Origin of the sequence: Dysgonomonas sp. PH5-45 (assembly GCF_029893235.1) — a bacterium.
Classification (GTDB): Bacteria; Bacteroidota; Bacteroidia; order Bacteroidales; family Dysgonomonadaceae; genus UBA1309.
In genome coordinates this window covers 26226-50950 of sequence record NZ_JARXWE010000022.1, presented here as the reverse complement: position 1 = coordinate 50950, position 24725 = coordinate 26226, and the positions used below count along the sequence as shown (strand labels likewise).

Sequence of the window (24725 nt, the reverse complement as noted above, 5' to 3'; positions counted from 1 at the left end):
GAGATTGAGCAAATGTTCAACGCGCTTATTTCATTGATAATAAATAATTTAACTAAACAAATCAGCGAATTGTTTCAACTACTGATTCGCATTATTTACTTAAATGCTTTTAGTTTTATATACTTTTATTTATCTTTGTTTCAATTCCTTGATTTAAAGAGTTAAATTAAGGTAGAATATATCATAAAGAGCGTTTAACGATATTACCTTGCTTTAGAAAAATCGCCAATTTTTCACAATTCGGAACAAGTGTAATAGACAACAAATGCTCACGTTTCTGTTTGTATATAAAAATTAATACATACAAGGAGCGTGAGGCTGTTGTTCTATTTGTTCCGATGGGTGTTTGGCGATACCTTCTAAAGCAGATAAGAAATTTAACGGTTCTCACGCTTTTTTAATTTTATATAATTTGTCTTTTGAGAGAGCCAAAGGACTATTTAAACAAACAGAATCATGAAGAGAATTATTATTCCTTTAATTGCTTTTATTTGCATGTCTATTGTATTATCATGCGGAAAGAATGTGGAGACAGAAAGAAAAAAAACATTAGAACAAGAAACTGAAAAGGAGAAAAGAGAAGAATCAATACAAGAAATTGTACCGATGTCTATTGAAATAAGTGATACTGAACCAACAGATGGAGGTTCATTTATATTAACAATAAGGGGTGGCAAACCTTTTAACGATATTGAAAACCCATTTAAAATTGAATCGAAATATATAGGGAATTATGATTCCCATTATTCAGAAATATTTCTGCAAAAATTTGAGAAAGAATTGGATGGTAGTTATAAAATAGAAATAAATACTGCATCTTCTAGTGAGTCGGAGCAACAATTGATTGTAACCGATGCGAATGGGGTCTCAAAAACAGTGAATTACACGATACAATATTATCCATAACGAATAATTTCTACAAACGATGAAAACAAAAAATAATATCCACATACTTTTTATTATCTTATTCCTACTAAATGTTACAAATCTTTCCGCACAAGATTTTTTTAAAAAAATATCGAAAGGCATAGATAATGTTACGAAGGAAATAGACAAGGTTTCGAGTGTCCTGACAGGCGAACAGGCCGGAGGCTCAATAAATTTTTCATCTCCAAGTAAATTATTAAAACTTAACCCGACAAAAATTGATCGCGATGGCAATAAAGTTGTGATTGAGTTTACTGCTACCAATCTGTCGGACAAGGATGTGTCGTATGCAGTGAGGGGTTGCTCAAGCGGTAGTTGTAATAATACATATGCCATAGATAATTTGGGAAATAAATCGAGAGTTCAGATTGTTTTTGGAGGGGAAGTTTCGCAATACAATAATAGAACGTGGACTATTCTCCCCCGCAATGTTGCTGTCAAAATGGTTGTATATATATGGGATTTCGATGTCAAAGCTACCAATATTACTCAAATTTGCATTGAAGGTTATACCCGCGACCAAAAAGAAATGAGTGGGAATATTATATTCAAGAACGTGCCTATTGTGGAAAACAAAGAAGAAAGTGTGAGTTTGGGAAACTAAAACAATTATAATAATCTTAGATAAAATCATGAAAAATAAAATATTTGCAATACTTCTCTTATCGTTTTGTGTACTATATGCATGTAAAGAGTCTCCATCAAGTAAAAATGAGGTAAATAGTGAACCTCAGAAAGACAGTGTCGTTGTTTCTGAAGCAGAAACGACCGTTATAGATATTGCCGAGGTTAAATTAGGCCCTGACAATTGGAACGATTCTGAGTTCAAGAAATATCAAAGCGGAAAAAAACTAACCCAAGAGGAGCGAACACTTCTAAAAATTGATGATATTAAAGGCGAAGTATTGAATAAGCAGCTTAAAAATAATGAGTTGGCAAGAGGTAAGGTTGTTTATCAAGGCGGTAACGGACGTATAGAGTCTGTTGTGTATGGTTTTGAAGAAAATGGCAGCTACGAATTTTATGAATTTATTGTAAGTTACGATAAATCGGGAAGTTATATTAACCATTTGCAAGTGGGGCATAATCCTTTGTATCATTCCGCAGAATTATCGGCTGTAATAAAAGGTGATTCAATAAAAACCAAGCTTTATTGTGCGGAAGATATGGACTACCCTGAAACAACCACATATACTGTTTATAAAATTGGCTCTGACTTAAAATTCACTAAAAAATAGAAGTGTTCTATGAAAACCTTTCTTAACATCATTTGGCACTTCCCGTTTTTCGGATTTTTGTTCGCTCTCTCATATGCGCTTGTGGGTTTATTGTTCTGTATAACGGTTGTAGGGCTTCCCATCGGATTGGGTTTGTTGCAATTCAGCAAATTCCTTTTGTGGCCTCAAGGCAATAAGATGGTAAACAAAGCCGACCTTCATGAGTTGAAGGGAACGGAGCAGAATCCTCTCTGGAAAACGTTTGCTCTCATCGTACGTATCCTTTATTTTCCATTCGGATTGTTAGGGGCTATAAGTTGTATAATCACGATAGTGTGTGAGTTTATATCAATTATAGGTATTCCCTGCGGATTGGTTTGGGCTAAATCGTTGGGAACGATATTTAATCCGGTAAATAAAGTATGTGTTCCCGAATACGTAGCTTTAGAAATAGAAAAGAAAAAACAAGAGAGAGATTTGGCCAACCGTGGCATAAATACTACTCCGGCCAGAGAAGAGGTGATTGAGAAACCAGAAGTTCGCGCTGTTGAAGAAGAAACTATTGTTCCTGTATCGGAAGAACAGCCGGCAGATGAGAATGTAGCAGGAGTTCCCGGACAAATTTCAGAAATAATAACAGCTGTGGCTGCGAAAGTGGCAAGCGATGAAGAAAAAGTAGAGATTCCATTGCCCGAAGAAGAAGAGGATATCCCGCAAGCCGAAACCAACGATACCTATCTGGTTGAAGTAGCAACGGAAAAAATATCGGATTCCGCAGCAAATGTAATAGAACCTGAGCCGATCATAACCGAACCTATTGCTCCGAGTTCAGATAAACAAACGCAAAAGGTAACACCGGGGGCAGAGGTTAAGCCCGAAAGGAAAAAACAAACTGTTCTTCTCATAGCTTTAGCCGTTGTGTTGATAGGAGGAGGTGCAACATATGCTATTTTAGCGAACAAATCGGATGATGCCACAGAACAAATGGTTTCGGTTTCGGAAGATAACGAACCTATGATAACAGCCGAAGAGGCGAATAATGCATCCGAACCGTTTGTAGAGGAAATATTGGAAGAAAAAATAGAACCTGCCATCGGAGAAGTTACCGAGCAACCTGCCAAGAAAGAGCCGGAAAAAGTAACAGCAGTAGCTAAAGCAGAAGAAAAGAGCCAAGTGAATACTCCTAAAGAAGTTCCTGCAAAGGAACCTGAAGTGATTGCTCCTGTCCCTGCTCCAAGAATTGAAGCTCACCCACGATACGGAACCAAGAATTACCCTACGGGCACTGTTTATACAGGCAATTTTAATGCCGCAGGATTACGTCATGGCAAAGGCACTTACCAATGGCCAAACGGAGATAAATATGAAGGAGATTGGGTGAATGATAATGCCACAGGACAGGGTACATATTACTCAAGAGAGGGCTGGCGGTACGTAGGTCAGTTTGTTAATCTTAAATTTCACGGAAAAGGTGTTTATTACTTTGCTAATGGCAAGTCCAGAAAAGGAACTTGGGTGAACGGAGAGATGCAAAAATAGCTCCCCAAGCCGTATTAATACAAGAAAAGTGGCTCTGTAAGCCACTTTTAAATTGTTCTTTCCAGCGGAGAGGAAGAGATTCGAACTCTCGATACAGTTACCCGTATACATGCTTTCCAGGCGTGCCTCTTCAACCACTCGAGCACCTCTCCTTTTGTTACGGATGCAAAGATAACAGATATTTCGGGATTGACAAGAAAGGCAAGAAGTAAGTATCCATATACAACAGAGGCTATCCTAAAAGTGGACAGCCTCTGCTATATTATTTAGTTTATCCCTTTTTATTATCTTCTGGGATTTCCTTTAAAGTCTGCTTTGTAGTAGTTGCTCTTTTCTTGCTCGTTCGAAGCTAATTTACCGTAGATTTTCACTTCAATACCGCCTTTATCAAACTCAACTCTGCTGATATATTGGTATTCGTATTTCTCAGTGTCTTTATATTTTGCATATGCGTCAGTAATAACTTTAAACAATACATCGAATGTAACTTGATTAAAGTCGAAAAGACTGTCTTCGAGTTTAAAGTTTTCTTTGTTACCAGTAATTACGTTTACTTCCATTTGTTCAGAAGGTTGCCATCCTCCACTGGTAGACCAGTAGTTTGTACGGCGGATACGCTTAAGATTAGTAGGGTCTTGAGTATCAATAGTTATACTTAATCTGTCAGCCTCGCCAGCTCTCTTGATAGTACCTTCTACTGATGGACGGCTGATGCTAATATCAATTTCATCAACAACTTTTGCTTGTTCTCCCAGTTTAGCTACAATATCATCAAAAACTTTTTTTGTAGCTTCTTTGTTTTCGAACATCCGATAATCTACATCGATAGGTTTAGCCGACTCTGCCGCTTGTTCAATAGCTTCTTTTGCTTCTTTAAGTTTATTACAACTGGAGAACGAAAACACAGCACCCAGCATAACTACTCCTAAAATTACTTTTCTCATAAAATAAACTGATTTAAAATTGTGTAATATGTAAGAATTTAATACTATGTATTTTGTAAGTTTTTGTTTATACTTATTCTTAGGAAAATATTTACACCATTAACAAGTGCAAAACAAAGTATAATTCGATTTAAAAATATTTTAATGCAAAAATAAATAAATTTTTCACATAAAAAAGCTAATTTGTAACTTATCGTGCTTATATAATGCGAAAATATTTACCTCTGGGGGGGTTGCGCATAAGCTTTTCCCTTTATTTATGCGGTATTTGCACCTTTTCGTTTTGTTGGGTTTTCAGTTCTATACGGAAGGTGGTTCCCACGCCGATCTCTGATGATTTTACGTATATTTTCCCGTGGTGATATTCTTCTATAATACGTTTCACGAGCGATAAACCCAAACCCCAACCCCGACTTTTGGTTGTATATCCGGGATGAAAAACATCTTTAAACTTCGATTTTGGGATACCCTTTCCGGTATCTTCTATGTCCAGCCATATCATTTTTCCGCCGGGCGAAAGAGTAAGGGAGTATTTTATGGCTCCTTTTCCTTCCATCGCATCCACTGCATTTTTGCTTAAATTCTCAATAACCCACCCGAAAAGCGGTTCGTTTACATAAGCGTAAAGCGGTGTTTGAGTGAAATTGAACGAAAGATTTACTTTCTTGGATATCCGTCCCTCCATATATCCAACCGACCGCCTCACCAAGTCTTGTATCTCTAATATGGAGGTGGTTGGAGTGGAACCAATTTTCGAAAACCGATCGGTTATAATTTGCAGGCGGGTTACGTCCTTTTCCATATCGGTTATGATTGACGGGTCCACATTTTTCATCCGCAGATATTCTATCCAAGCCATGAGCGAAGAAATTGGCGTGCCCAACTGATGTGCTGTTTCCTTCGACAGACCTACCCAAACTTTATTCTGTTCAGCCTTTTTTGTACTTAGCAGGGCGAAGAACGAAACCAAAACAAAAATAGTCAGTACGCCTATCTGTATAAAAGGATAAACTTGCAGTTGTTTAAGGGTGTACGAATCGTCGTAATATAAGTACTGTTTGGAATCGCCTATGTCAATGGTGATAGGGTCGTGCCGGCTACGGAACTCTTCCAGCTTTTTTTGAAGGAAAGCATCTTGCTCTGTATTGGGTAGTTCTATATTGCTCGAGTTGGTAACGTGCCCGTCTTCGTCGCAAAGCAAAATAGGAATGGTAGTATTACTACTCATTATTTGAAGAACGATAGGGTCAATGGCATCTTCGGCCTCGGAAGAGGCAATGATGCGCATAGCTTCCGCCCAAAGTCTGATTCTTTGCTCTTCTTCGTTCGATAGTTTATTGACCAGATTGTTGGATATAACCAAAGAGCCGGCAACAATAATACCGGCAACGATGATAAATATATATTTTGCAATAGTCTTGCGGTTGATGCTCATTTTTCGTTATAACGTATTCCTATACTTAAACGTAAGGTTTAGGAGAATATTTTTCAGTGGTATGCGAAACTTACGTTCTATAAGTTCTCAACCCTATGTTTACAAATGTAGAAAAAAGATATGGCCTTTACAGAAAAAATTACATTAACTTTGCGTTCACCATTAAAAGAATAGCATGGCAGGAGGAATGAAAAATCTGGCCAAAGATACAGCCATTTATGGGTTGAGCAGTATCTTGGGTAAATTTATAAACTGGCTTTTGGTGCCGTTCTATACGCGTCTGTTAACTCAGGTTGAGTATGGAGTAGTAACCAATATGTATGGCTTTGTGGCTCTATTGATTGTTCTGCTGACTTATGGAATGGAAACAGGTTTTTTTCGTTTTGTTAATAAAGAGGAAGAAAATCCGAAAACCGTTTATTCAACCACCCTTATATCGATAGCTTTTACATCCGTATTGTTTGTGTTGCTTTGTTGGTTCAATCTGGGTTCTATATCGGATGTTATGGGGTATGCGAATCACTCTGATTATGTGATTGTTATGGCCGTCACGGTGGCTATAGATGCTTTTGTGTCAATTCCTTTTGCTTATTTACGCTACAAAAAACGTCCTCTACGGTTTGCCACATTGAGGTTGTTGTCCATATTTCTGACCATAGCTTTTACCCTGTTTTTCTTGCTTGCATGCCCTTATATTCATAAGGTGAATCCTGATTTAATCGGTTGGTTTTATGATCCTGATTATAAGGTAGGGTATGTGTTTGTGGCTAATTTGTTGGGGTCGATAATTACTTTGATATTATTATTGCCTGAGTTTACAGGATTTAAGTATGTCTTGGATAAGGGTTTGTTGAAAAGGATGCTTAAATATTCTTTTCCTTTACTCATATTGGGTGTTGCAGGGGTACTGAATCAAACTATCGACCGAATCATTTATCCATCTTTGTTTGATGACGAGCAAGAAGCTTTCTCTCAATTGGGGGTGTATGGGGCGTGTTTCCGTATAGCAGTGGTGATGATGATGTTTACACAGGCTTTTCGTTTTGCTTACGAGCCTTTCATTTTTGCCAAGAATAAGAACCTCAACGACCATAAGCCTTATATCGAAGCGATGAAGTATTTTGTTATCTTCTCGTTGGTTATATTTCTTGGGGTGATGTTTTATATCGATATAGTGAAGTATTTTGTGGGCGAAGACTTTTTGGAAGGCATAAAAGTAGTGCCCATAGTGATGATAGGGTATATCTTCTTTGGGATATATTTTAATCTGTCGTTTTGGTATAAGATGGTAGATAAGACTTACTTCGGGGCTATTTTTTCGCTTATCGGGTGTGCCATAACGGTGACTATTATCGTTGTTTTTGTTCCTCGATACGGATACATTGCCAGTGCTTGGGCTTCTCTTGTATGTAATTTGGTGATGATGGTGCTGTCGTATATCTTTGAACAGAAATACCATCCTATAAAGTACGATTTAAAAAAATTGGGACTTTATTTCGCCTTTGCACTTTTGCTTTATGCTTTGGGCAATATTTGGGTGGAGATAGATAACATGGCGCTTCGTTTGCTCTATCGTACAGCCTTACTCGGGGTGTTTCTCCTTGTAATAGTTAAGAACGATGTTCCTTTGTCCGAAATTCCTGTCTTGAATAAATTGATACGGAGAAAATAAAAAACACATTTTGATTTAAAACCTATGTGTATATTTACAGGAAAAGTTTTATCTTTGCACTGCTTATTGCGGTAAGCACTTGAAAATGAAATATCTTGGGGCATTAGCTCATCTGGCTAGAGCGCAACGCTGGCAGTGTTGAGGTGATCGGTTCGAGTCCGATATGCTCCACGAGTTTTTATAACAATGTGATATTTAGTTTGTTATGCTCACATAAGTGTCTGTAACAAGCATATAAATGTCTATTAATTGTCTGTCGATCTTTTTCTTGTCCATAATATCTTTGTTTTAGTGGTTGTCGCTATTCACTAAAAACTTAATTTTATGGGACGTAGAAAGATTAAATTTTCGTTTCCCCGGCTAAATGATTGCAAGGGCGACATGAGTAAAGATTGGTATGTTGAATATTCCTATCGTGATGAAAGGACCGGCATACTTGAGAGATTTCGAAAATATGATGGGTTTAAGGCTCTTTCTTCCGAAAAAGAACGAAGGGAATATGCGCGAGCAATAATTGACCGAATATCGGAGCAGCTTTCATCGGGATGGAATCCGGTGGAACCGGATAGGCCTGTGTATGATGACAAGCTTACATACAACATTCATGCGAGGGTGTATGGAAGTAGAACTGAGTCTGATAAAAACCTATTGTATTACATAAACTTATACTTGAGCGAGAAAACACCTTTTTTAAGATATAAAACTCTGCAGGACTATACATCCAAACTTCGGCTTTTTTACCAATGGCTTTATAAAAATAAAATGAAAGATATTCATGCCTTTGAAGTTACCAATGACATGGTAGCCAGTTATGTTATATATATGGCTACAGAACTCAAGCGTGAAGGGCGTACAATAAAAGATTCTAAGCAACGTATAAATGGTTTTTTTAACTGGCTTGTCAAGAAAAAAATTATTTTGCAAAACCCTATTTTTGACCTTCCGGAAGCACGACAACATAAAGACCATTCGGCACAACCAATGACGCAGAAAGAAGCCTCTTTTCTGCTAAATTACATAAAAGAGCAGGATCCACAGACATACCTGTTTTGCGCTATGATTTTTTATTGTGCTATCAGGCCCGGTACGGAATTACGATTGCTGAAAATAAAGGATATAAACTTGTTTTCACAAACAATCAGAATACGGGTTGAAAATGGAAAAACGGGCGAAGGAATAATAAATATCCCACCGGCGTTGGTCAAGATACTGGAGGATATGAACATCATGGCTAACGACCGAGAATTTTATGTTTTTGGCAAAGAAGGAAAGCCGGGTACCGAGTGTTGGGGGAAGAACCACTTTCGGTGTGAATTTAATAAACACCGCGATGCGATAGGGTATCCTAAAGAATATAAGCTATACAGCTGGAAGTGTACCGGCGCTGTTCTGTTTGCCATGAGTGGAGCGCCTATTCCCGCTATAAGGGATCATTGCCGGCACAAATCAACTGCCTATACCGACATATACCTGTCGAAAAAAATCGGGAAACAAAACGATTATGTGAAGCATAATTTTCCGGAACTGTAAAATGAAAGCCGCCTTATCTTTATACAGATGGGGCGGCTCGATATGACTTATCTCTAAGGATTTAGTTTAAATTTATTGAGTGTCTCTTTCAGCACCTGCATAGATATGAGCATGTGCTTTATGTCCTGGTCGTCGGCGCCGAGATGCTCCCAGCGGAACATCAGGAACGATTGCACGGCATCGATAGCGTCGATATCCTGCTGCAGCTGCGAATCATCGCTTTTGTCGGGCGCTGTCCATCGGCGTAGCTCCTCAAGCATATCGTTTGTGAAGGGTATGCCGGCTATCTCTATCTTTTTATCCATGATACCTCCTCCTTTATTATTGTCAATAACGGATTTATCCAGAATTGCTCGCCTGTGGCAAGGGTTACCTTTATTTTATGTTCGTCCGGGAACAGTGCCGTTACGGTATCGGACAGTTGCGATTCGTCAGTGTAGGGCAGGTGATGCAGCGTGCCATCAGTGGGATTATACACACAGGCTATATTCATACAGCGCCTCCTTTCGTTTGGATAGATTGTGTGATGGTTTGCCCGTTGTGAAGGTAGCTGATGGAGAAGAATTGTTTGCCACCGGCATGAATGAATTTAGCACCAAGAACTTTGGCTTTCTGTGGCAGGCTTGAGAATAAGCCCTCTGTTTTTTTTGTTTTCATGATTGTATGAGTTTCGCATTTTAGGCAGTAAAAAAAAGAACGGCTGCCATTTCCCGTGTCGCGAAACTCATACAATCAAACGGCAGAACCGAGAAATGTAAGTGGGAAAGGCAACCGCCTTTAAGATATGTAATATATAGGCATAAAAAAAGCCTATAAAACAAGGCAACCTTTTACAGATCTACCTTTGATAATATGAATTTCGCATTACAAACATAGTGTTAAATTTTGGGATGTGCAAAAAATTATAGTTGATTCTCAATTTTAGCATCGATATTGGCTTTCTCTTTCTTTAAAATTAATATCCTATTTATCAAATTTATACGCTTTATACCTTCGGGCATTGGATTCGGCTCTTTTCCTTTTTTAGATTCTGATTGATAATTAAGCATGTTTTCGGCTTTGAGGATCTTTGTTCTCCAATTTTCGGACATTTTCTTTAGCTCCTCGATAGAATCAGGCAGTGAATAAATCCCTTTTTCTTTTGCTTTTAATTCTGCAATTTGTTCGCGAATGATTACCATCTGCTCTTCCAAAACGGGTATCTGATCAGCGCCATTACCTCCTTTCTTCAGGCGATTTACTTTATCCTTGAGTTTTGTATGTCTTCTTTGAAGCTTATACAGAGCGGGTTCCTCGTGCAGTTTATCCAATATTTCCAGACGTAGATCGTTTCCTATTTCTTTTGCTTCGTTTGTTTTTAAAAATTGCTCCAGTCTGGCATACGAATAATCCTTTATTTTGTTCCGGATTTCGTCGTCTTGGAAACGCTTTATCATTTCGGTTATTTTTTTTCGATGCTTACTGTCTATGTCCAAGGTAAAACGTGATATGTCCCATTGTAATTCCTTAATCTTATCAAAGTCGTACGATAAATACTCCTCCGATTTAACAAGATCCTCAATACGTAATTTTTTCTTGTCGGAAGATTTATAGAAAATATCGATATATATGAATGGAAGATCATCATCAGTTACCTTCGAGGCATAACACAGAATTTCAAATTCGTCTTTTATACGCAAAGCGACTGAAGGGGCATAGTCAGCGTCAACGTATCCGATAAAAAAGCCATCTTTTGTTATAACCCTTGTGGCATTCTTGTCGTAATAATTGTTGTATTCCCTTTCCAAAAAAAGTTCTTCACCAACTTCAATATTTTTTGCCCGGGTTTGCTCACTTGACGTTCTATAAATCAACCCTTTTACGGCGCAGTTTATTTTCTGATATTCCCAACCAAGTTGAACCCGTTGGTTTGCATTTTTATTTGAGTTTTTTGACGATAATCTTTGATTTTCGAAATAATTATATGCTTCGCTTCTACTTTTTCGCGTCTTTTCCTCCTCTTTGTTCAACTTCTTTCTGGTGGAAATATTGAGCCAAACGATAAGAATAACCACAACGATAATAACAATAGTCCAAGTCATAGCATTTCGCTTTTTACTTCGTTATAGTATAAGTTTTGTTTTCAGCATTGTATGATGCTTTCCACATGGTTAGGGGCTTGTAGCTATCGCTATACGGCTTTCCTGTATGCATCTGATAAGATGCTCCACAAACGTAGCAATTTATAGCAGAGCCTCCAGAATAATTTAGATAACTATTTTCGTAATATATAGGATTATGCTTTTGGCTTTCTTTGTTAGTGCATTTAGAATCACAGGCAACAATGGTTTTTTCGCCTGTTCGGGGAATAAGCAGATTATACCCTTTTTGCACCCATTCTCCATTTTCCATTACCATTTTTTTGCGATACAACCCTTCAACGCCTGCACGCACCAAATCGTTTTCGTGAACAGTGAAGCTATCGTCACCATCCGAGCATCCTGTAAGCGCAAACGCACATACCAATAGCAGAAATGTAAGTTTTTTCATAACGTTCTTTATTTTGTGTTTATAGTATTAGTAATAAATGTGTCTACATTTACCATAAAAAACAAAAAAGCAGCGGTTTCGGCGATACGGCGCCTACTCCCGTTGCTTGTATATTATTTCCGGTACATACCGGTTACCCGTATTTAACCGGAATGCAAATATCTTGCTGATGTTAGGGGGTAAAGGTAGTGAAAATTAATAAAAACAGATAAATTATTTAACAAATCTATTCCAAAGGATAAAAAAAGCCGTTGGCTACGGGATCGAAACCTTTTTCGTTGATTTTTCGCTCTACTTTCTGGCAACGGTAGGCTTTGTTGTTGACAACAAAGATAGAAGTAATGTCCAGCTTGCGGTTGTTCACGAATTTTATTTTATGCACACTGGTGGTGTCTATCTTGCGGGCACGGCTGTATATATTTTCCTGCATATTCTGTAGGCGGAAAGGATTGCCCGCGTAAACAATACTGCGCATCAATTGCGCTTCGTCGAAATACTCTATCAGGTCTTCTACATAGCTTAGCGCCCCATATGTTGCATTACCGGTATATTCTTTTTTCTTATCGAGTTTTTTTAACCCGGAATAGAGCACAAGACGTATTTTGGAAGGAATGACCTCTGTTTCGGATGCTTCGTTTTCTATTAATTCCTGTAGGTTGAATAATTCTGCTGTTTTTTCATCATTCACATATCGTCTACGCCGGTCGTCAGCTTCGGCAACATAAGGCATTTGTATCCAAACCTGATCTTCCATATCGCTGTTTTGAACCACAGAGTAGAACATAGCCGGTACTATGCGCAGCTCGCGAATGGTATCTTTGCCTCCGGGGTTGTTATATAACGGGGGATGCCAATGTACTTTTTTTGCAATATAGTTACTGCCGGAGGTATTGTAGGCTATAAAGCGGTTGTTGCCCGCGTTATAAATACGTTGTTCGCGCAATTCGTCGGAAGAATCGTTTACCATAGCAAACAGGTCGCCTGTGATAACGGGCGTATTGATAGCTTTACTGTAAATAGCTTCAGGGAGGTTTGCGAACTTTGTGTTGTCGGTTTCGTCCAGAGCATACCTCAGGTTCTGGTTGCGTACGGTAAGGGTATTTTCTTCGTCCATCTCCACTTCAAATTCGTCGAGCGCCTGCAGGCTTACACGCTGCGTATTTTGCTCGTCGTTCTGGTAATTGAACAACAAACGCGCCGTTCTGTCGAAATCGTTTACAACAAAAGTGCAATCGAACACGAGCTCCACTTCGTTCAGGAATTCTTCGACGGTCCAATCGGGCAGCATCCTGGCATACTGCCGGGTATCTATGCCATGCACCATAACAGTTTGCCGGAACACTGTATCCTCGAGCGCATTGTAAACCATCTTATAATTGAAATATTCTATCACTTTGCGGATAATAAAGCAAAAATATGGCTGTGGTATATAATTAACATTAATCTCCGGAGAAGGTTGGTTTATCCCTTGTATCCTTTCCACAAATTCGTGTTTGTTCTGACAATCGAACGTAAATTTACCATCGAACGATGATGTAGGTGTAAAAACAGGCAGGTACTGATATTCCCTTTCGGGATAATCCTGTTCATAATATGCCTCAAGTTTTAAGCTCCACTGCCTTGCCTCCTCTCCCGCATTTGGACGGAACACCCAATTCTCGTCGGGCGCCTCGCCCAGGTCAAGGTCGCGTATATTGCGGTCGCTGCCTCCCAGAAAATTAAGGTCGGAATTGCCCGATACGAGCTGTATTTTTACCTCGGTGTCGGTATATGACAGTATTACCTCCGTGCCGTTCATCACCACCTCGCCGTCAACCACGAGGTAGGCCGTCCGGTCTTTTGGTGGCGCATCCTTCCGATTTATACGGTTAAGATGCGCGTAAACAATAGCATTCCGCGGGTTGAGCAACGAAAGGGTAATATCGTAGGTATACTTCCCGTTTTTGGTGAAGAAGTAGTTCTCTTCGATATAGGTTATGCTGAAGCCTTGAGGCAGTACTACAGGCATACGGTTAATAAATAGTTCGGTTGTCATAATGTATTTCGTTTCGCGTTTTTATCCATCTTGCGGTCTATCCGCTGAGCTTCTTCTATACCACCATCGCCTTTGTAAACGACATATCCCCGGAATGGATTGTCCATTTTTTCATCGAGCCTTTCCAACACATCGGTAACCCTCTCGTAGGCTTCGTCGTACCACGAATTTTTTGCAGCGGCAGGGGTAGGAGATGCCACCCCATTATATCCACCCTGGTAATAACCGGTAGGGATATTTAATGCCTTGGCCAGATCGCGCTTCGATATGGAAGAAACCGTGTTATGCCTTTGCGCTTCGTCCATCACATCGAACAAAGGCCTGAACAAAGAAGTGGTGGCATGATTTGCTATAAACTCTTTTCCATGCACCGGCGAACCATCGGGAAGATAACCGCGCACTTGTTTAGGATCGCCCCCCCCGGTATATCCTTCGTCTATGTAATAACCACCTTTGTAATACCCTTCCTTAGCGGCATCGCGCTGTTCGCGCGCTACCTTGATCCGCGATGCTCCGTAGGCCAGCGCTGCAGCAGCTGCGGCAGCACCCAACGCGGGTCCGATAACCGGAATGCCAGCCATTGCTTTATATGCTTCCATGGCCGCTACCGATGTAGACGATATGGTTTGCGCCACTTGCACGGCAAACTGCTTATCGGCATACTTGGCCTTAATAGCATTCAGCTCTTTCTGTTTCTTTTCCTCCAGTTTTTTCTGCTTGGCGGAATTATTGGCTGCCGCAGCTATCTGTTGGTCGTATTTGCGGGAAACGGCACTTTCTTCGGCAGAAGCATAATTGGTCATCGTGCCCGAAAGATTGCCGGCTATATTTTGTATATGGGATTCCACGGCTGACACCTTAGCCGTTAACCCATCCAGATAAGACTGATCGGCCACCGCACGCGCGCGGATAGCTTCCTCGTGGGTAAGTACTCCCTGGTCTTCGTAATACTTTATTAGGGCAAGTTCCTGCTCTTTCTGGTCCTGAAGGCTTACCAGCCCGTATTTGTCGAGCGCCGAAGCGCGAGCTTCGGCCATCCCGATTGCCCGTTCGGCAGGCAAGGAGTCGAGCTGTTGCCGAATTTTAGCTATTTCCTTTTCGGTAAGCCCATTAATACGGAGGCGCTCCTCAAGGTATTTTTTCTCGTTATCGAGCAGACGGTCGCGATACTCCTGGTCCGATATCTCACCTTTGGCCCGGAACAAGGCAAGCTGCTGTTCAGCTTGTTTTTCCCTGGCATCCACATTGGCCAACTCGCTGGCTATACGTTTATTTTCTGCCTCAGTTCGCTCCTTTTCCAGTTTTTTGCGAACATTCTCCATATCGGATATCTGCCTGTCGAGAGCCTTGCTTTCGATGCCGGCTATCTGCTTTTCGATATCGGCCCGGAGCGATGGGTCGGTAATAGACCGGAGCAAGTCCTGGAGTTTCTTTTTGCGTTCATCATCGTATTTGTCCTGTTGCTCAAGCTTTTTTTCATTAAAATCTTCTTCGGTTTTGATATCGCCTTTCTGATATTTCCGCTTAATATCAGCCATAGCTTGCTCGTGTCCGGTTTCGAGCTCCCGAAGCTGCCGGTTCATTTCTTCGCGCTGTTGAGATGCGGTGGTTTTAGATTTACCACCCCCGCCCCCGGGAGGTGTAGTGGGGGGTGTAGTGGGGGGTGTGTTGTTTTCCGCTTCCGGCAATTTAGTTCTTAACTCATATTCTTTTTGTAGCCCATCCACCACCTTCTGTTGGCCTGCTATCTGAGCCTGGAGTATCATCTTTTGTTGTTGCGATGCCCAATCTTGCTTCTGAAATATTTTACCATATTCCAAATTTAATTCTTTCAGTTTATCGCTGGCTTTGTTGTAATCCTGTAGAAGATCGGCAGGAGAACGAGATACTTTAATATTTACCCGAAATAAATCCGAATATGCATCTATATTCTTCTCTACTTCGCTTCTTTGTTTTTTTAGTTCTGAAATCTCTGCTTGTAACTGTTGTGACCTCTGTTGCTGCAAGGTTGTTTTATCTCCCGCCTGCAATGCAGCACTGATTGGGTCTAAAGGAATATTGTTTTTAGTGAGTTCTGTTTCTTTTTTATTTATTTCTAAAGATAGTTCGGCATGCCTCTCATACTCTTTTTCTACTTTTCCTTTTATGGCTTTAGCTTTGGCATTCTGTAGCAGAGCTTCAGTATATTCCTTAACCGATTTTGTTGCCGCCTGGGTATTGATGTTTTCAAGAGTAAGGTTTCCTAAATATTCCGGAGAAATTTCGTTCAGCCTTCTGATAGCTTTCAGACGATCTTCCTTGCTCAGGTTCTCATTGCGGGCAACAGTAAGCAATAAGCTCAATTCAGCCCTTTCGGCGGCGACCGATTTTGCCACCTCTTTGTTTATATCGTTTAATATTTTTTGTTTATTAGTGGCTTCGTCGGTTCTTTTGGAGAGTAGGTAAATAGCACCCGCAACGGCTGCCACAACCGCAAGGAATGCCCCTAAAGGGTTAACGCTCACCACCGCGTTAAACTGTGTCATGGCAACCCTTGCCGCAATAACATTCCCGGTGAATAATGCTTTGGCAGCACTGAGAAGAGAAGTTACGGCAACATATGCTTTGGTAATGATACCCCCTTTTTCGAGAGTAGAATAATATAACTTTTGTGCGGCTGCCGCACGTAGTGTATTTCCTGTTTCTACAGCTTTTGCTCCGGCATTTGCCAAAGTTATTAATCTGGTTACTGTAGCAATAGAGTTGTATGCCGTCTGATATGCTATTTGAGCCTTCAATGCTACATTATACACCACATAGGCAGCCGCTACTGTAAGAACAGCTCCTTTATATTCTATCAGTATAGATATAAGCGAAGTAAGAACTTTAAGTAGCATATTGCCTGCCGACGCGCCCTCAAGTATCATGGGAGCCAACTTTTCGCCTATATCAGTAACATAACCTAAAAGAACATTTTTTTGTTTTTCAAGATTGGCTCTAAAAGTATTATTCTGTACCTCATACTCATTTATTACTGACTGCCCTTCATTGAAGGCCGCGGTAGCCGTTTCCTGCTCTTGTCGCACTTTCTCTATATTGCCTGCCAAAACGGAAAGAATAGAGGAAGCGCGTGCTCCATTCAGGTTCATATCCTTGAATATGGGTGCAAGCTGCTCTAATCCGCCTTTCTTGCCCAAAGTGTCGAGCAAAGTAAGCAATGCTTCGTTAGCGTCTTTGCGGAGAAGATCTGAAAATTCTTTCACGTCAAGACCTGCTATTTTAGCAAACTTAGCAGGTTCTTGATAGAGCTTTGATATTAAACCGCTGAGAGCTGTAGCCGATGTTTCGACCTGTTGAGCATTCTGGTCGAGCACAGAACCTAAGCCAATAAGCTGCGATATAGAAAATCCTGCCTGGTTGCCTATCCCCGAAAGGCGATTGGTGAAGTCTACCAAGTAGGGCTCTGAAGCACTGGAGTTTTGTGCTACTTCGTTAATGGCCGACCCAGTACTTAACATCGCCTGTTTTAGCCCCATTCTATCAGCATCGCCGAACATTTGAGCAAGTTTCCCGATAGATTTTATAGCACCTTCTCCTAAGTCTTCACCCAAAGCGACATCTATAATATTGGCGGCATCAACAAAATCCATAATGTCATCACGACTTTGTATGCCCAATCGGCCGGCGTCGCCTGCCAGTTCATTCAGTCGGACGTGTGCCGTACGTGTGTCCAGACTATTGAAATCTTTATTCAGTTCTTTTATTTCAGACCTGGTAAGCCCGGTATATTTTTGAACATTTGCTTGAGCATCGTCCAGCTTCGCAAATTCATTCACGACTTTATCGACCGTAAACGAAGCCAGTAATCCCACAACAGCTCCTTTCAATTTGTTTAACCCAGAGGCAATGCCATTAAATGACTTATTGCTTTTCTTTTCAAAATCGTCGGCTGCGCCCGACATATTGCTATATTCCTTGGTTATTTCTTTCTGGTAGTCTTTGTGTTGCGTCAGAATATTGTTTAGTTGTGCTATCTTTTGAGTATGGGCGATGTATTTTTCAGAGCCGGCAACCATATTTGCCTGTTCATTTATAAGTTTGCGCATTTCGCGCTGTATACCTCTTACTGAATTGATAACTTTAGATCCATCGATATATACCGATACACCACGCGATGATATTTTACCTGCCATAACTTTTTTATTTCTTTATTTTTTTCTCAATCAGAGCCTTATCGTATTGCTCCAGGATTTCGCGCATAGTATCATCGCCATAATATTCCTGAACGATATCGGCCAATGCATTTATTCCATTTTTTATCTCTACATCGAACCAATCGACTGGTTTACGATTGATTGGCCCGGAAGTTTTTACTGATTTGTCATTCTTGGAACCTCGTGTCACACCATTACCAGATCGTATATATCCTCGCCCTACACCATAATGGATATATACACCCTGACGGGCAAAAGAAAATCGAACTCTTGAGGCTGTTCCATATTTTTTCAGTACCGACGATCGAATAGAACCGGAAAGGGGAACCTCCAATGTTTGTGTTTTTATGTTGGAATAAGATGTGCCCTTTCCTTTCCCTTTTGTTTTGTTTTGGGCATTCATCACCATTTTATTCCGGATAGGAATAGCCCATTTTCTCACGGAAGCATTAAATTGTTCTTCTGTCATTAGTGGGGGAGTAGAATCTGCCATCTCTTTTTTTTGATGCAAATATCAGCGGAATAAGGGTTTTGAAATAGGACAAAAAAAGCCGCCCTGTCCTCGCGGATGGAGCGGGTTAATGAAAAAAATGAAAAGATAATTCAAAAAAATAATCGTTGTTGTTCTGTTATTTAACCCATTTTCGAGAATAAGAGATTCCTTATTCTTGTATTAAAACCCTTTTCGCATTATTCCATAATTTAAGTCGGTCGTTGTAACCATTATATCCGCCGTTGATGATTCGGGTTATTTTTTTGAATGAGTTGATGGTATTAAGGTCGGCAAGGTCGTTCAATCCCCGATTGTGCCACCACCAACAGGCAGACATAGCAGCATATTCGGGCGAAGCAAGCAGCTCGGGATTGGCAAGCAAGTCGATACCGAAAGCCTCCGAAACCTGCTTGTAGTTGCCGCGGCCGGTTATCTGAATCAATCCACGCCCTTTGAACTTCACGCCATCGCCTTTGTACACATTGCCCAAATCGCGGCGACCCTCGTAAGCCTTTCCCGAAGCTATTTCTTCTACATAGCGTAATTGCCCCGACTCGTGCCCTATCTGAGCCAAAAAGGCAGCTTGGCGAACAGGGGTATTAATACCATATTCGAGCATATACTTATTGAGGTGTGGCAGGAATAAATCTATATTCTTACTTGTGGCTTGCGGGAAAATTTGCTTAAGTTGTTGGGGTGTTACCATAATATATATCGTTTTTTTGAAATTTCTATACATGTTTCCCGGATATGTATAGAAAATCGGGGTTTATTATATAGTTTTTGCGAGATTTTGGTTATTCCTCGCTATTTTTATCCATTTCTTCGCACGAGCATAAGAGACCATCTACATGTGCACACCCATACTTTTTGTAATATTCACAATGGCTTATTGGGTCTTTAAGCCTTGATTTTATTCGTTCTATAAATCTTTTAATCATTGCGATCATCATCTTTCTGTTTATTTGTTATACCTAAGAATTTCGCTAAATCCGGCAGCCTCTTAATAACTTGCAGGCCTAACCAATAATCAAGGAAAGCGAGGGGCTTGTTATTGGGGGCCAACAATCGTAAGTTCCGGATAGTGTTACTCACATAAAAGTATGTGAATGTATATGTAAGCGTTTTTACGATATACAGGGATTCGTCAGCATCGCCCAGATGTTCGCCTATGATGTACGTGCTTGCTATTATAGTGAAGTATAGCGCGAGGAACGCGAGGGCGATAAGCAACTTCCGGATGCGCAATCTATCGTCGTTACGTATCAGGTCTACCAATATACCGGCGGCTATGTCGATAAAGAACACATAACCAAGTACTACCATCGGGTCATATACCGGCTTAAGGTAGGTTATTAACCCACCCATAGCCGTTGTTATAATTATTTTAATCGCATCCCACATATATTCATAGATAAAACATTATATAATTGCGAAAATGAAAAATACAGCTTTATAAATTGAAAAGTACAAAAAAATCTATTTTTGATAACTCGCTAACAAATAGCAAATAAACACAAAATAAATAGAGCGAAAGCTTGTCTAATTCAAGTCTTTGCGCCATCTTTATAGTATTAAAATGGTGTGAAATTAAGATGCTTTTTGCATTTCTATAATTCTTGTAAACATCATATCAATATATTTTGAGTCCGAATTTAATCGCGTTTCATGCGTTTTTAAATCAGCATTCTCAAAAGGGTTCTTAATGTTGTGGTTGACATTTAACCATTCGCAAAGCTCAATTAAAGAACTCTTACTCGATGTAAAGAAAACGAAATTACTTTGATCAAGCACATTTATAACGTTTAAAAAGTCCGAAAGCTTCCAATATTGGTCGAAAAGATACGTTTTTGTATCAGTCGTTAAATATGGCGGGTCAACAACAAATAAAACACCTGTAACATCTTTATATTGATTGAATAACTCTAAATAATCACACTTTACAACTTCTAAACCGTATAAGTATTCAGCCGCGTTAACATCGTAATTGTTTTGTTTTACTCTGTTGTATAACGTTGAGGATTTGAGCTCGTCGAAGTTTGTAACATAGTAAGCCGAAAATAGCAACGACGACGACAAAGTTATGTAATCGACAAAGCCTCTCTTTTCTTCTTTCTCAATCCGCGCAAGTATAACACTTTTATACGCCTCGCTTATGCGCTTTTCTTTCGGGTAATCACACAAAAGCGCCCTTATATCAGTTAACAGCTCATTCGTGCGCTCAACGTTACGCAAACGAGCCGAAAAGCCGTCGTAATCATTGTAAATAACTTTGCATCCTGGTAAAATTCGTTTTGCTGTGTGAGAAAGCAAGCCTGAGCCGCCGAATAGGTCGACAACGACCTTTATATCCTGGCTTTGGCTCAGCTCCTTTAATGTGCCGACAAACGGCTTGACGAAATTACGCTTTTGTCCCTGGAATGGTAAGGGAGCAACTTTATATCGTTTTAATGGCATTTAAATAGTTTTTAATCATAGATAAAACATTACTTTACTTTTCCCCGCTTCCTGGCTTGCGTAATCAACATTGCTAACCGACTGGTTTTCCAGCACATCCGCTTCGGCAGTGTTATAACTGGCAGAAGTGACCGATTGCAGGATATCCTTTTCTTCTACCAAAGCCGACCCGTAGCTGATATTACTTATATGCTCTTCCATAGGCTTACATCGTATTTAAGGTTGATATGATTATTCTTATCTGCATAAATGCCCCCATAATGCCGAAGGCTGGCGATTTGATGCCATTCACCCCCGTAAGTTCGGGATAGAATAAAGGATGTCCGGATGCGATATAATTACCCTTATCGTCCGTTTTCATCTCATTGACCGACGGCGAGTTGTTTTTGTGCATACATCGCAAATCGTCCGGGTTGATATCTACCCAATACGGCTTTTGCTTATCTGCCCAAAATTCGACATCCTGCGTTTCCATTCCGAAATCGAAGTCCTGATTCCAGCATCTGCGCAAATGGCATGCGCCGTTAATGGTGAATGCGGTTGTGTCGGTCGCAAGGAACGAACTGAGGCATGGGTATGTTTTGCCATTATAAGTAACCGTTCCCGATGTATCGCCCATCGAATCGGGAGTCACAAAATACCAATAGCCGGACGACAAGCTTCCCGATGTGATTTTATCGCCCGGAATACTCTCCACAATACGTAATTGTACGGTCTGATAATTGATAACATCGCGTACGGGGAGTATCACGGCATTGCTGCTCGGCGTGAACGACTCCACTCCGCTGACGCCCATAAATACATTATTGCGTGTGGCAAGCGACGAACTGTAAGCAGTGCCGTTGTAAGTAACGGTTGCCTCGTTATTGTCGTCCGAACGCACGATATACATCGTATCGGGTTCGATAGAGGTGTTGGCCTCTATCATCTTTGAGCCATCCCAATAATACTTTTGGTCGTTGTGAACGAATAAACGGTCGGTAAGCGGTTTTCCATTTCCATCCGCATAATTATCACGACCTACCCAATTGTTATAATACGTATCGCCCACTTTGGCGGCAAATGTATTTTGCCCCGCAAACATTCCCTTACAGAACACAATGGCTTCGGGCGTTGCCGTAGTACTCATTTGTACAGGCACGGCAACCGTGATGCCATCGAAAGGCTGGTTTAGCGACTCGTTTACACCGTCTATTTTATCGAGCTTATGGCCAAAAGCAAAAGTGCTATCTACGGCTACGCCACTATCCACAGGCAGATTGTGCGATATGTTGAGCATATTCAGCTTTCGCAAGCCGCCCAGCCAGATTATGTTACTGTCTATATAGCCTTCGTTACGGATGGTTGTATCACCATCCAGTGTAATGCTGTTATCAGATAGGGAGATATTTTCTTTCGGACTATCCGCGTTGAACGAAGCCGCCGCCGTGCCATCAGCGGATATGGCTATCGGCTTAACCGTCTGACTTGAATAACCGAAATATATACCCCTTTGCTTTGCAAACGCATCTATATCACTTCCCTCTATAACATCATAATCGCCTGCTATGGAGTTGTTCGAGAATATCCAACGCCCCATCGGTACATTCGTGCCACCGTATTCGGTATATGCAGGAACTGTAAAGCCTTGCGCCGTACATCTATCCACAAAGTTCTGACGAACTTCATCGGCCGTATTACCCACAAGCAGAGTGGCTTCTGGTTCTGTGCCGATTTGGAATTTACAGTTATTGAAGGCCTCGTAGTAATTCTTAACATTATTATTATTTAGAAAAGTGCTGTCTGGTATGACAATATTGCACTTGCTGAATAGTGCGCACGAATGTACATTGTATACATTTGTGTAAGTTACATCTACACACGTGGACTGTACAAATGTTTGACTGGTTCCTGCCAGAGAAAGTGTATAAAATATACAATTCGTTGCAATTAGCATCCCATTCACATACCACGATGTGTAATTTTTGTCAAAGATGCAATTTCTAAAAGTGTTTCCGTAAGTGCTATTTCCTGATAATGATTTTATACGCATATCAGAAAAATAAGGCATTTGCCAATCTTTCGTTTTCACAAGACTTAATGTGGTTAATTCTTTCCCTTGTCCGTATACGCCTAAGTTATTACCGTTTCCACTTGCCGTATGTGTTAATAAACAATTATATTCGCCTGTGCCAAACACAAAATCCTGACGATTGGCTGACAGGGTAATTACCTTGCGTTCATTGTAGGGATCGCTGGCGCTACCTGTTGCGTTCGCCCGCCCCAGTTTACTATAATAAGTAGCTTCTGATAACCCGAAGAAACTATCAATATCCCTCCATCCGTACTTATCCATTGTTCACCTCGCTTTCCGTTAAGGTTACAAGTATTCTGCCTGTATTGTATATCATCAAGGTTGCGTTTTCGGCATTTATTATACAGCCGCCATCGAATGGTTGCTTTTCGGCCTCGGAAACGAAGCGTTGAAATTCTTTCGTCTGTTCTGTCAGCATCAGCAAATCGTCTACCTGATAGGTATTTTCGTTATGTTTTATTTCGTATTTCATAGTTATTATTGGTTTACACGGGTGAATAAATAAACTGTTGCAACGCTGTCGATTGTATTGCGGGTAACACGCAGCAAAGCATCGGTCGGTAGCATTGCGCTCAGGTCGATGCTCGTATCAGCATCCAATGGGATATTTGTCCAATTGGTTGAACTGTCGTTCGGTTTCACTTCCAGCTTCAGCAGGTTCTTGCCGGTTGCCTTGTAGATAGTCATTGCCTCGCCTATCGGTAATATATTTTCCGTGAGTTCCGTAACAAAGGCTATGCGGCGTTCAAATCTCGCACTATTGAAGGCTTCTATCAAATCCGTACCGTTCCACAAGTACAGCCTGTCGCCACACGAATAAACCTTGTTGGGATAAGGGCGGTCCGTGCCGAAAACATCCTTCGTATTGTAGTAAGTGAAGGTAACGTCATCGCCGGGTATCACATTGGTATAGACAACATTGCCATCGTTATTGATTCTCGCGCCAAAACAACGGGATGCCGTGCTGTAATAAATACCCTCGAACGTGCCATCCGCACCCACTTTTTGGATAGGAGTATCAATAAAGCCCTCGAAGACAGGGTTTATAAAATCGTGATACACAACCGGGGCATTGTCGCCGTTCAGTTTGTCGGCCTTATCTTCTTGTAATGAAGTTAGTGAGGTAAATATATCGGTATCGCCTTTGGTTAAATATTTCCATGATTCCCACGTATCGAAAGCACCGGGAGCCGACTTCCGATAAATAATATTTGAATCGGGAGAATAGACATTGCTTAAATTCCCATCAGTGCCTATCGTTAGGTTGCCTATCACGATTTGAGATACTCTATTTGTGCCATTATCATTCAAATTGCTTATGACTAAAAACGTAGGCCTTGAATTTACAGACGCGCGGGTAATGGTTTTACCGCCTAACTCCCAGTAGTTTGTATAAGTGTTAAGCGATGATATAAAGCCTGATAACGATGTGTAAATAGATTTACGAATAGTTAACCCTGATAGCATACTATCTGAAATAGGATTGTCTTCATCGACATAAACAACGGGTGTGCCGTTTTCGTTTATTTTTGGAGTCAGTATATTAGTCGCATCTTCCATCCATCCGCCTACACGCTCGGCAGTGTTAGCGCCAGTCGCTGTTTCTTCCTTAATTGTGATAGCATCCTGTAATAATTCTTCTATTGTTGTTGCCATAATTGTTTTTTGTAAAATTAAATC

General features: G+C 40.6%; 23 protein-coding genes and 2 tRNA genes. 7 read left to right on the top strand and 18 right to left on the bottom strand.

Features of this window, described 5'->3' with window-relative positions; genetic code table 11:
• The first annotated feature begins 456 nt into the window (after positions 1 to 456).
• The 4 genes from M2132_RS08885 to M2132_RS08870 are packed head-to-tail and all read left to right on the top strand — an operon-like array spanning position 457 to position 3683.
• Positions 457 to 906, top strand: a complete 450-nt coding sequence (locus M2132_RS08885; RefSeq protein ID WP_280673008.1) for a hypothetical protein — start codon at positions 457 to 459, stop codon at positions 904 to 906.
• Positions 907 to 925: 19 nt separating this feature from the next.
• Positions 926 to 1531 (top strand): hypothetical protein, encoded by a 606-nt coding sequence (locus tag M2132_RS08880; RefSeq protein ID WP_280673007.1) that lies wholly within the window; start codon positions 926 to 928, stop codon positions 1529 to 1531.
• A 28-nt stretch (positions 1532 to 1559) separates the two neighbouring features.
• On the top strand, positions 1560 to 2165 hold the full coding sequence (locus M2132_RS08875; protein WP_280673006.1) for a hypothetical protein: 606 nt from the start codon (positions 1560 to 1562) through the stop codon (positions 2163 to 2165).
• A 9-nt stretch (positions 2166 to 2174) separates the two neighbouring features.
• Positions 2175 to 3683: a YccF domain-containing protein gene (locus M2132_RS08870; RefSeq protein ID WP_280673005.1), complete on the top strand. Its 1509-nt coding sequence runs from the start codon at positions 2175 to 2177 to the stop codon at positions 3681 to 3683.
• A 65-nt stretch (positions 3684 to 3748) separates the two neighbouring features.
• On the opposite strand, the gene M2132_RS08865 is transcribed toward M2132_RS08870, so the two are convergent.
• From M2132_RS08865 to M2132_RS08855, 3 genes are all read right to left on the bottom strand, one after another.
• Positions 3749 to 3835 (bottom strand) — tRNA-Ser (locus M2132_RS08865).
• Between the two features lie 132 nt (positions 3836 to 3967).
• A complete protein-coding gene (locus M2132_RS08860; RefSeq protein ID WP_280673004.1) occupies positions 3968 to 4627 on the bottom strand; it encodes a hypothetical protein in 660 nt (219 codons plus the stop codon).
• A gap of 253 nt (positions 4628 to 4880) precedes the next feature.
• On the bottom strand, positions 4881 to 6062 hold the full coding sequence (locus M2132_RS08855) for a PAS domain-containing sensor histidine kinase (protein ID WP_280673003.1): 1182 nt from the start codon (positions 6060 to 6062) through the stop codon (positions 4881 to 4883).
• 175 nt (positions 6063 to 6237) lie between these two features.
• On the opposite strand from M2132_RS08855, the gene M2132_RS08850 reads away from it, so the two are divergent.
• The 3 genes from M2132_RS08850 to M2132_RS08840 all read left to right on the top strand — a co-directional run bounded on the left by M2132_RS08850 (position 6238) and on the right by M2132_RS08840 (position 9264).
• Positions 6238 to 7734: a lipopolysaccharide biosynthesis protein gene (locus M2132_RS08850; RefSeq protein ID WP_280673002.1), complete on the top strand. Its 1497-nt coding sequence runs from the start codon at positions 6238 to 6240 to the stop codon at positions 7732 to 7734.
• A gap of 97 nt (positions 7735 to 7831) precedes the next feature.
• Positions 7832 to 7905 (top strand) — tRNA-Ala (locus M2132_RS08845).
• Positions 7906 to 8058: 153 nt separating this feature from the next.
• Positions 8059 to 9264 carry a site-specific integrase gene (locus M2132_RS08840; protein WP_280673001.1) on the top strand — a complete coding sequence of 402 codons (1206 nt, stop codon included), beginning with the start codon at positions 8059 to 8061 and terminating at the stop codon, positions 9262 to 9264.
• 53 nt (positions 9265 to 9317) lie between these two features.
• Here M2132_RS08840 and M2132_RS08835 read toward each other — a convergent pair whose 3' ends face one another.
• The 15 genes from M2132_RS08835 to M2132_RS08765 form a co-directional block, all read right to left on the bottom strand.
• A complete protein-coding gene (locus tag M2132_RS08835; RefSeq protein ID WP_280673000.1) occupies positions 9318 to 9569 on the bottom strand; it encodes a hypothetical protein in 252 nt (83 codons plus the stop codon).
• Positions 9554 to 9757, bottom strand: coding sequence for a hypothetical protein (locus tag M2132_RS08830; protein ID WP_280672999.1), 204 nt, complete (start codon positions 9755 to 9757; stop codon positions 9554 to 9556). Before M2132_RS08830 ends, M2132_RS08835 begins: the two co-directional genes overlap by 16 nt.
• A complete protein-coding gene (locus tag M2132_RS08825) occupies positions 9754 to 9921 on the bottom strand; it encodes a hypothetical protein (protein ID WP_280672998.1) in 168 nt (55 codons plus the stop codon). Before M2132_RS08825 ends, M2132_RS08830 begins: the two co-directional genes overlap by 4 nt.
• Before the next feature lie 245 nt (positions 9922 to 10166).
• Positions 10167 to 11345 (bottom strand): HIRAN domain-containing protein, encoded by a 1179-nt coding sequence (locus tag M2132_RS08820; protein ID WP_280672997.1) that lies wholly within the window; start codon positions 11343 to 11345, stop codon positions 10167 to 10169.
• A 13-nt stretch (positions 11346 to 11358) separates the two neighbouring features.
• Positions 11359 to 11793: a hypothetical protein gene (locus tag M2132_RS08815; protein WP_280672996.1), complete on the bottom strand. Its 435-nt coding sequence runs from the start codon at positions 11791 to 11793 to the stop codon at positions 11359 to 11361.
• 226 nt (positions 11794 to 12019) lie between these two features.
• Complete coding sequence (locus M2132_RS08810; protein ID WP_280672995.1) at positions 12020 to 13828, bottom strand: hypothetical protein; 1809 nt, start codon at positions 13826 to 13828, stop codon at positions 12020 to 12022.
• Positions 13825 to 18000, bottom strand: a complete 4176-nt coding sequence (locus M2132_RS08805; RefSeq protein WP_280672994.1) for a phage tail tape measure protein — start codon at positions 17998 to 18000, stop codon at positions 13825 to 13827. The genes M2132_RS08810 and M2132_RS08805 overlap by 4 nt, the downstream gene beginning before the upstream one ends.
• Positions 18001 to 18007: 7 nt before the next feature.
• A complete protein-coding gene (locus M2132_RS08800; protein ID WP_280672993.1) occupies positions 18008 to 18514 on the bottom strand; it encodes a hypothetical protein in 507 nt (168 codons plus the stop codon).
• A 169-nt stretch (positions 18515 to 18683) separates the two neighbouring features.
• Entirely contained in the window at positions 18684 to 19220 is a 537-nt protein-coding gene (locus tag M2132_RS08795; protein ID WP_280672992.1) for a glycoside hydrolase family 19 protein, read from the bottom strand.
• A 227-nt stretch (positions 19221 to 19447) separates the two neighbouring features.
• Positions 19448 to 19882 carry a hypothetical protein gene (locus tag M2132_RS08790; protein WP_280672991.1) on the bottom strand — a complete coding sequence of 145 codons (435 nt, stop codon included), beginning with the start codon at positions 19880 to 19882 and terminating at the stop codon, positions 19448 to 19450.
• 222 nt (positions 19883 to 20104) lie between these two features.
• Complete coding sequence (locus M2132_RS08785; RefSeq protein ID WP_280672990.1) at positions 20105 to 20971, bottom strand: DNA adenine methylase; 867 nt, start codon at positions 20969 to 20971, stop codon at positions 20105 to 20107.
• A 15-nt stretch (positions 20972 to 20986) separates the two neighbouring features.
• A complete protein-coding gene (locus M2132_RS08780) occupies positions 20987 to 21172 on the bottom strand; it encodes a hypothetical protein (protein WP_280672989.1) in 186 nt (61 codons plus the stop codon).
• A 4-nt stretch (positions 21173 to 21176) separates the two neighbouring features.
• Positions 21177 to 23306: a hypothetical protein gene (locus M2132_RS08775; protein ID WP_280672988.1), complete on the bottom strand. Its 2130-nt coding sequence runs from the start codon at positions 23304 to 23306 to the stop codon at positions 21177 to 21179.
• Positions 23299 to 23517 (bottom strand): hypothetical protein, encoded by a 219-nt coding sequence (locus tag M2132_RS08770; RefSeq protein WP_280672987.1) that lies wholly within the window; start codon positions 23515 to 23517, stop codon positions 23299 to 23301. The genes M2132_RS08775 and M2132_RS08770 overlap by 8 nt, the downstream gene beginning before the upstream one ends.
• A 5-nt stretch (positions 23518 to 23522) precedes the next feature.
• Complete coding sequence (locus M2132_RS08765) at positions 23523 to 24701, bottom strand: hypothetical protein (protein WP_280672986.1); 1179 nt, start codon at positions 24699 to 24701, stop codon at positions 23523 to 23525.
• Positions 24702 to 24725 lie beyond the last annotated feature (24 nt).

Excerpts from the sequence above, each read along its gene's own strand:
- M2132_RS08780 (WP_280672989.1), bottom strand. The coding sequence starts at position 21,172 with ATGGAAGAGCATATAAGTAATATCAGCTACGGGTCGGCTTTGGTAGAA.
- M2132_RS08820 (WP_280672997.1), bottom strand. The coding sequence starts at position 11,345 with ATGACTTGGACTATTGTTATTATCGTTGTGGTTATTCTTATCGTTTGG.
- M2132_RS08800 (WP_280672993.1), bottom strand. The coding sequence starts at position 18,514 with ATGGCAGATTCTACTCCCCCACTAATGACAGAAGAACAATTTAATGCT.
- M2132_RS08815 (WP_280672996.1), bottom strand. The coding sequence starts at position 11,793 with ATGAAAAAACTTACATTTCTGCTATTGGTATGTGCGTTTGCGCTTACA.
- M2132_RS08875 (WP_280673006.1), top strand. The coding sequence starts at position 1,560 with ATGAAAAATAAAATATTTGCAATACTTCTCTTATCGTTTTGTGTACTA.
- M2132_RS08840 (WP_280673001.1), top strand. The coding sequence starts at position 8,059 with ATGGGACGTAGAAAGATTAAATTTTCGTTTCCCCGGCTAAATGATTGC.
- M2132_RS08810 (WP_280672995.1), bottom strand. The coding sequence starts at position 13,828 with ATGACAACCGAACTATTTATTAACCGTATGCCTGTAGTACTGCCTCAA.
- M2132_RS08805 (WP_280672994.1), bottom strand. The coding sequence starts at position 18,000 with ATGGCAGGTAAAATATCATCGCGTGGTGTATCGGTATATATCGATGGA.
- M2132_RS08785 (WP_280672990.1), bottom strand. The coding sequence starts at position 20,971 with ATGCCATTAAAACGATATAAAGTTGCTCCCTTACCATTCCAGGGACAA.
- M2132_RS08885 (WP_280673008.1), top strand. The coding sequence starts at position 457 with ATGAAGAGAATTATTATTCCTTTAATTGCTTTTATTTGCATGTCTATT.
- M2132_RS08850 (WP_280673002.1), top strand. The coding sequence starts at position 6,238 with ATGGCAGGAGGAATGAAAAATCTGGCCAAAGATACAGCCATTTATGGG.
- M2132_RS08795 (WP_280672992.1), bottom strand. The coding sequence starts at position 19,220 with ATGGTAACACCCCAACAACTTAAGCAAATTTTCCCGCAAGCCACAAGT.
- M2132_RS08765 (WP_280672986.1), bottom strand. The coding sequence starts at position 24,701 with ATGGCAACAACAATAGAAGAATTATTACAGGATGCTATCACAATTAAG.
- M2132_RS08770 (WP_280672987.1), bottom strand. The coding sequence starts at position 23,517 with ATGAAATACGAAATAAAACATAACGAAAATACCTATCAGGTAGACGAT.
- M2132_RS08825 (WP_280672998.1), bottom strand. The coding sequence starts at position 9,921 with ATGAAAACAAAAAAAACAGAGGGCTTATTCTCAAGCCTGCCACAGAAA.
- M2132_RS08835 (WP_280673000.1), bottom strand. The coding sequence starts at position 9,569 with ATGGATAAAAAGATAGAGATAGCCGGCATACCCTTCACAAACGATATG.
- M2132_RS08870 (WP_280673005.1), top strand. The coding sequence starts at position 2,175 with ATGAAAACCTTTCTTAACATCATTTGGCACTTCCCGTTTTTCGGATTT.
- M2132_RS08775 (WP_280672988.1), bottom strand. The coding sequence starts at position 23,306 with ATGGATAAGTACGGATGGAGGGATATTGATAGTTTCTTCGGGTTATCA.
- M2132_RS08790 (WP_280672991.1), bottom strand. The coding sequence starts at position 19,882 with ATGGGTGGGTTAATAACCTACCTTAAGCCGGTATATGACCCGATGGTA.
- M2132_RS08880 (WP_280673007.1), top strand. The coding sequence starts at position 926 with ATGAAAACAAAAAATAATATCCACATACTTTTTATTATCTTATTCCTA.
- M2132_RS08830 (WP_280672999.1), bottom strand. The coding sequence starts at position 9,757 with ATGAATATAGCCTGTGTGTATAATCCCACTGATGGCACGCTGCATCAC.
- M2132_RS08860 (WP_280673004.1), bottom strand. The coding sequence starts at position 4,627 with ATGAGAAAAGTAATTTTAGGAGTAGTTATGCTGGGTGCTGTGTTTTCG.
- M2132_RS08855 (WP_280673003.1), bottom strand. The coding sequence starts at position 6,062 with ATGAGCATCAACCGCAAGACTATTGCAAAATATATATTTATCATCGTT.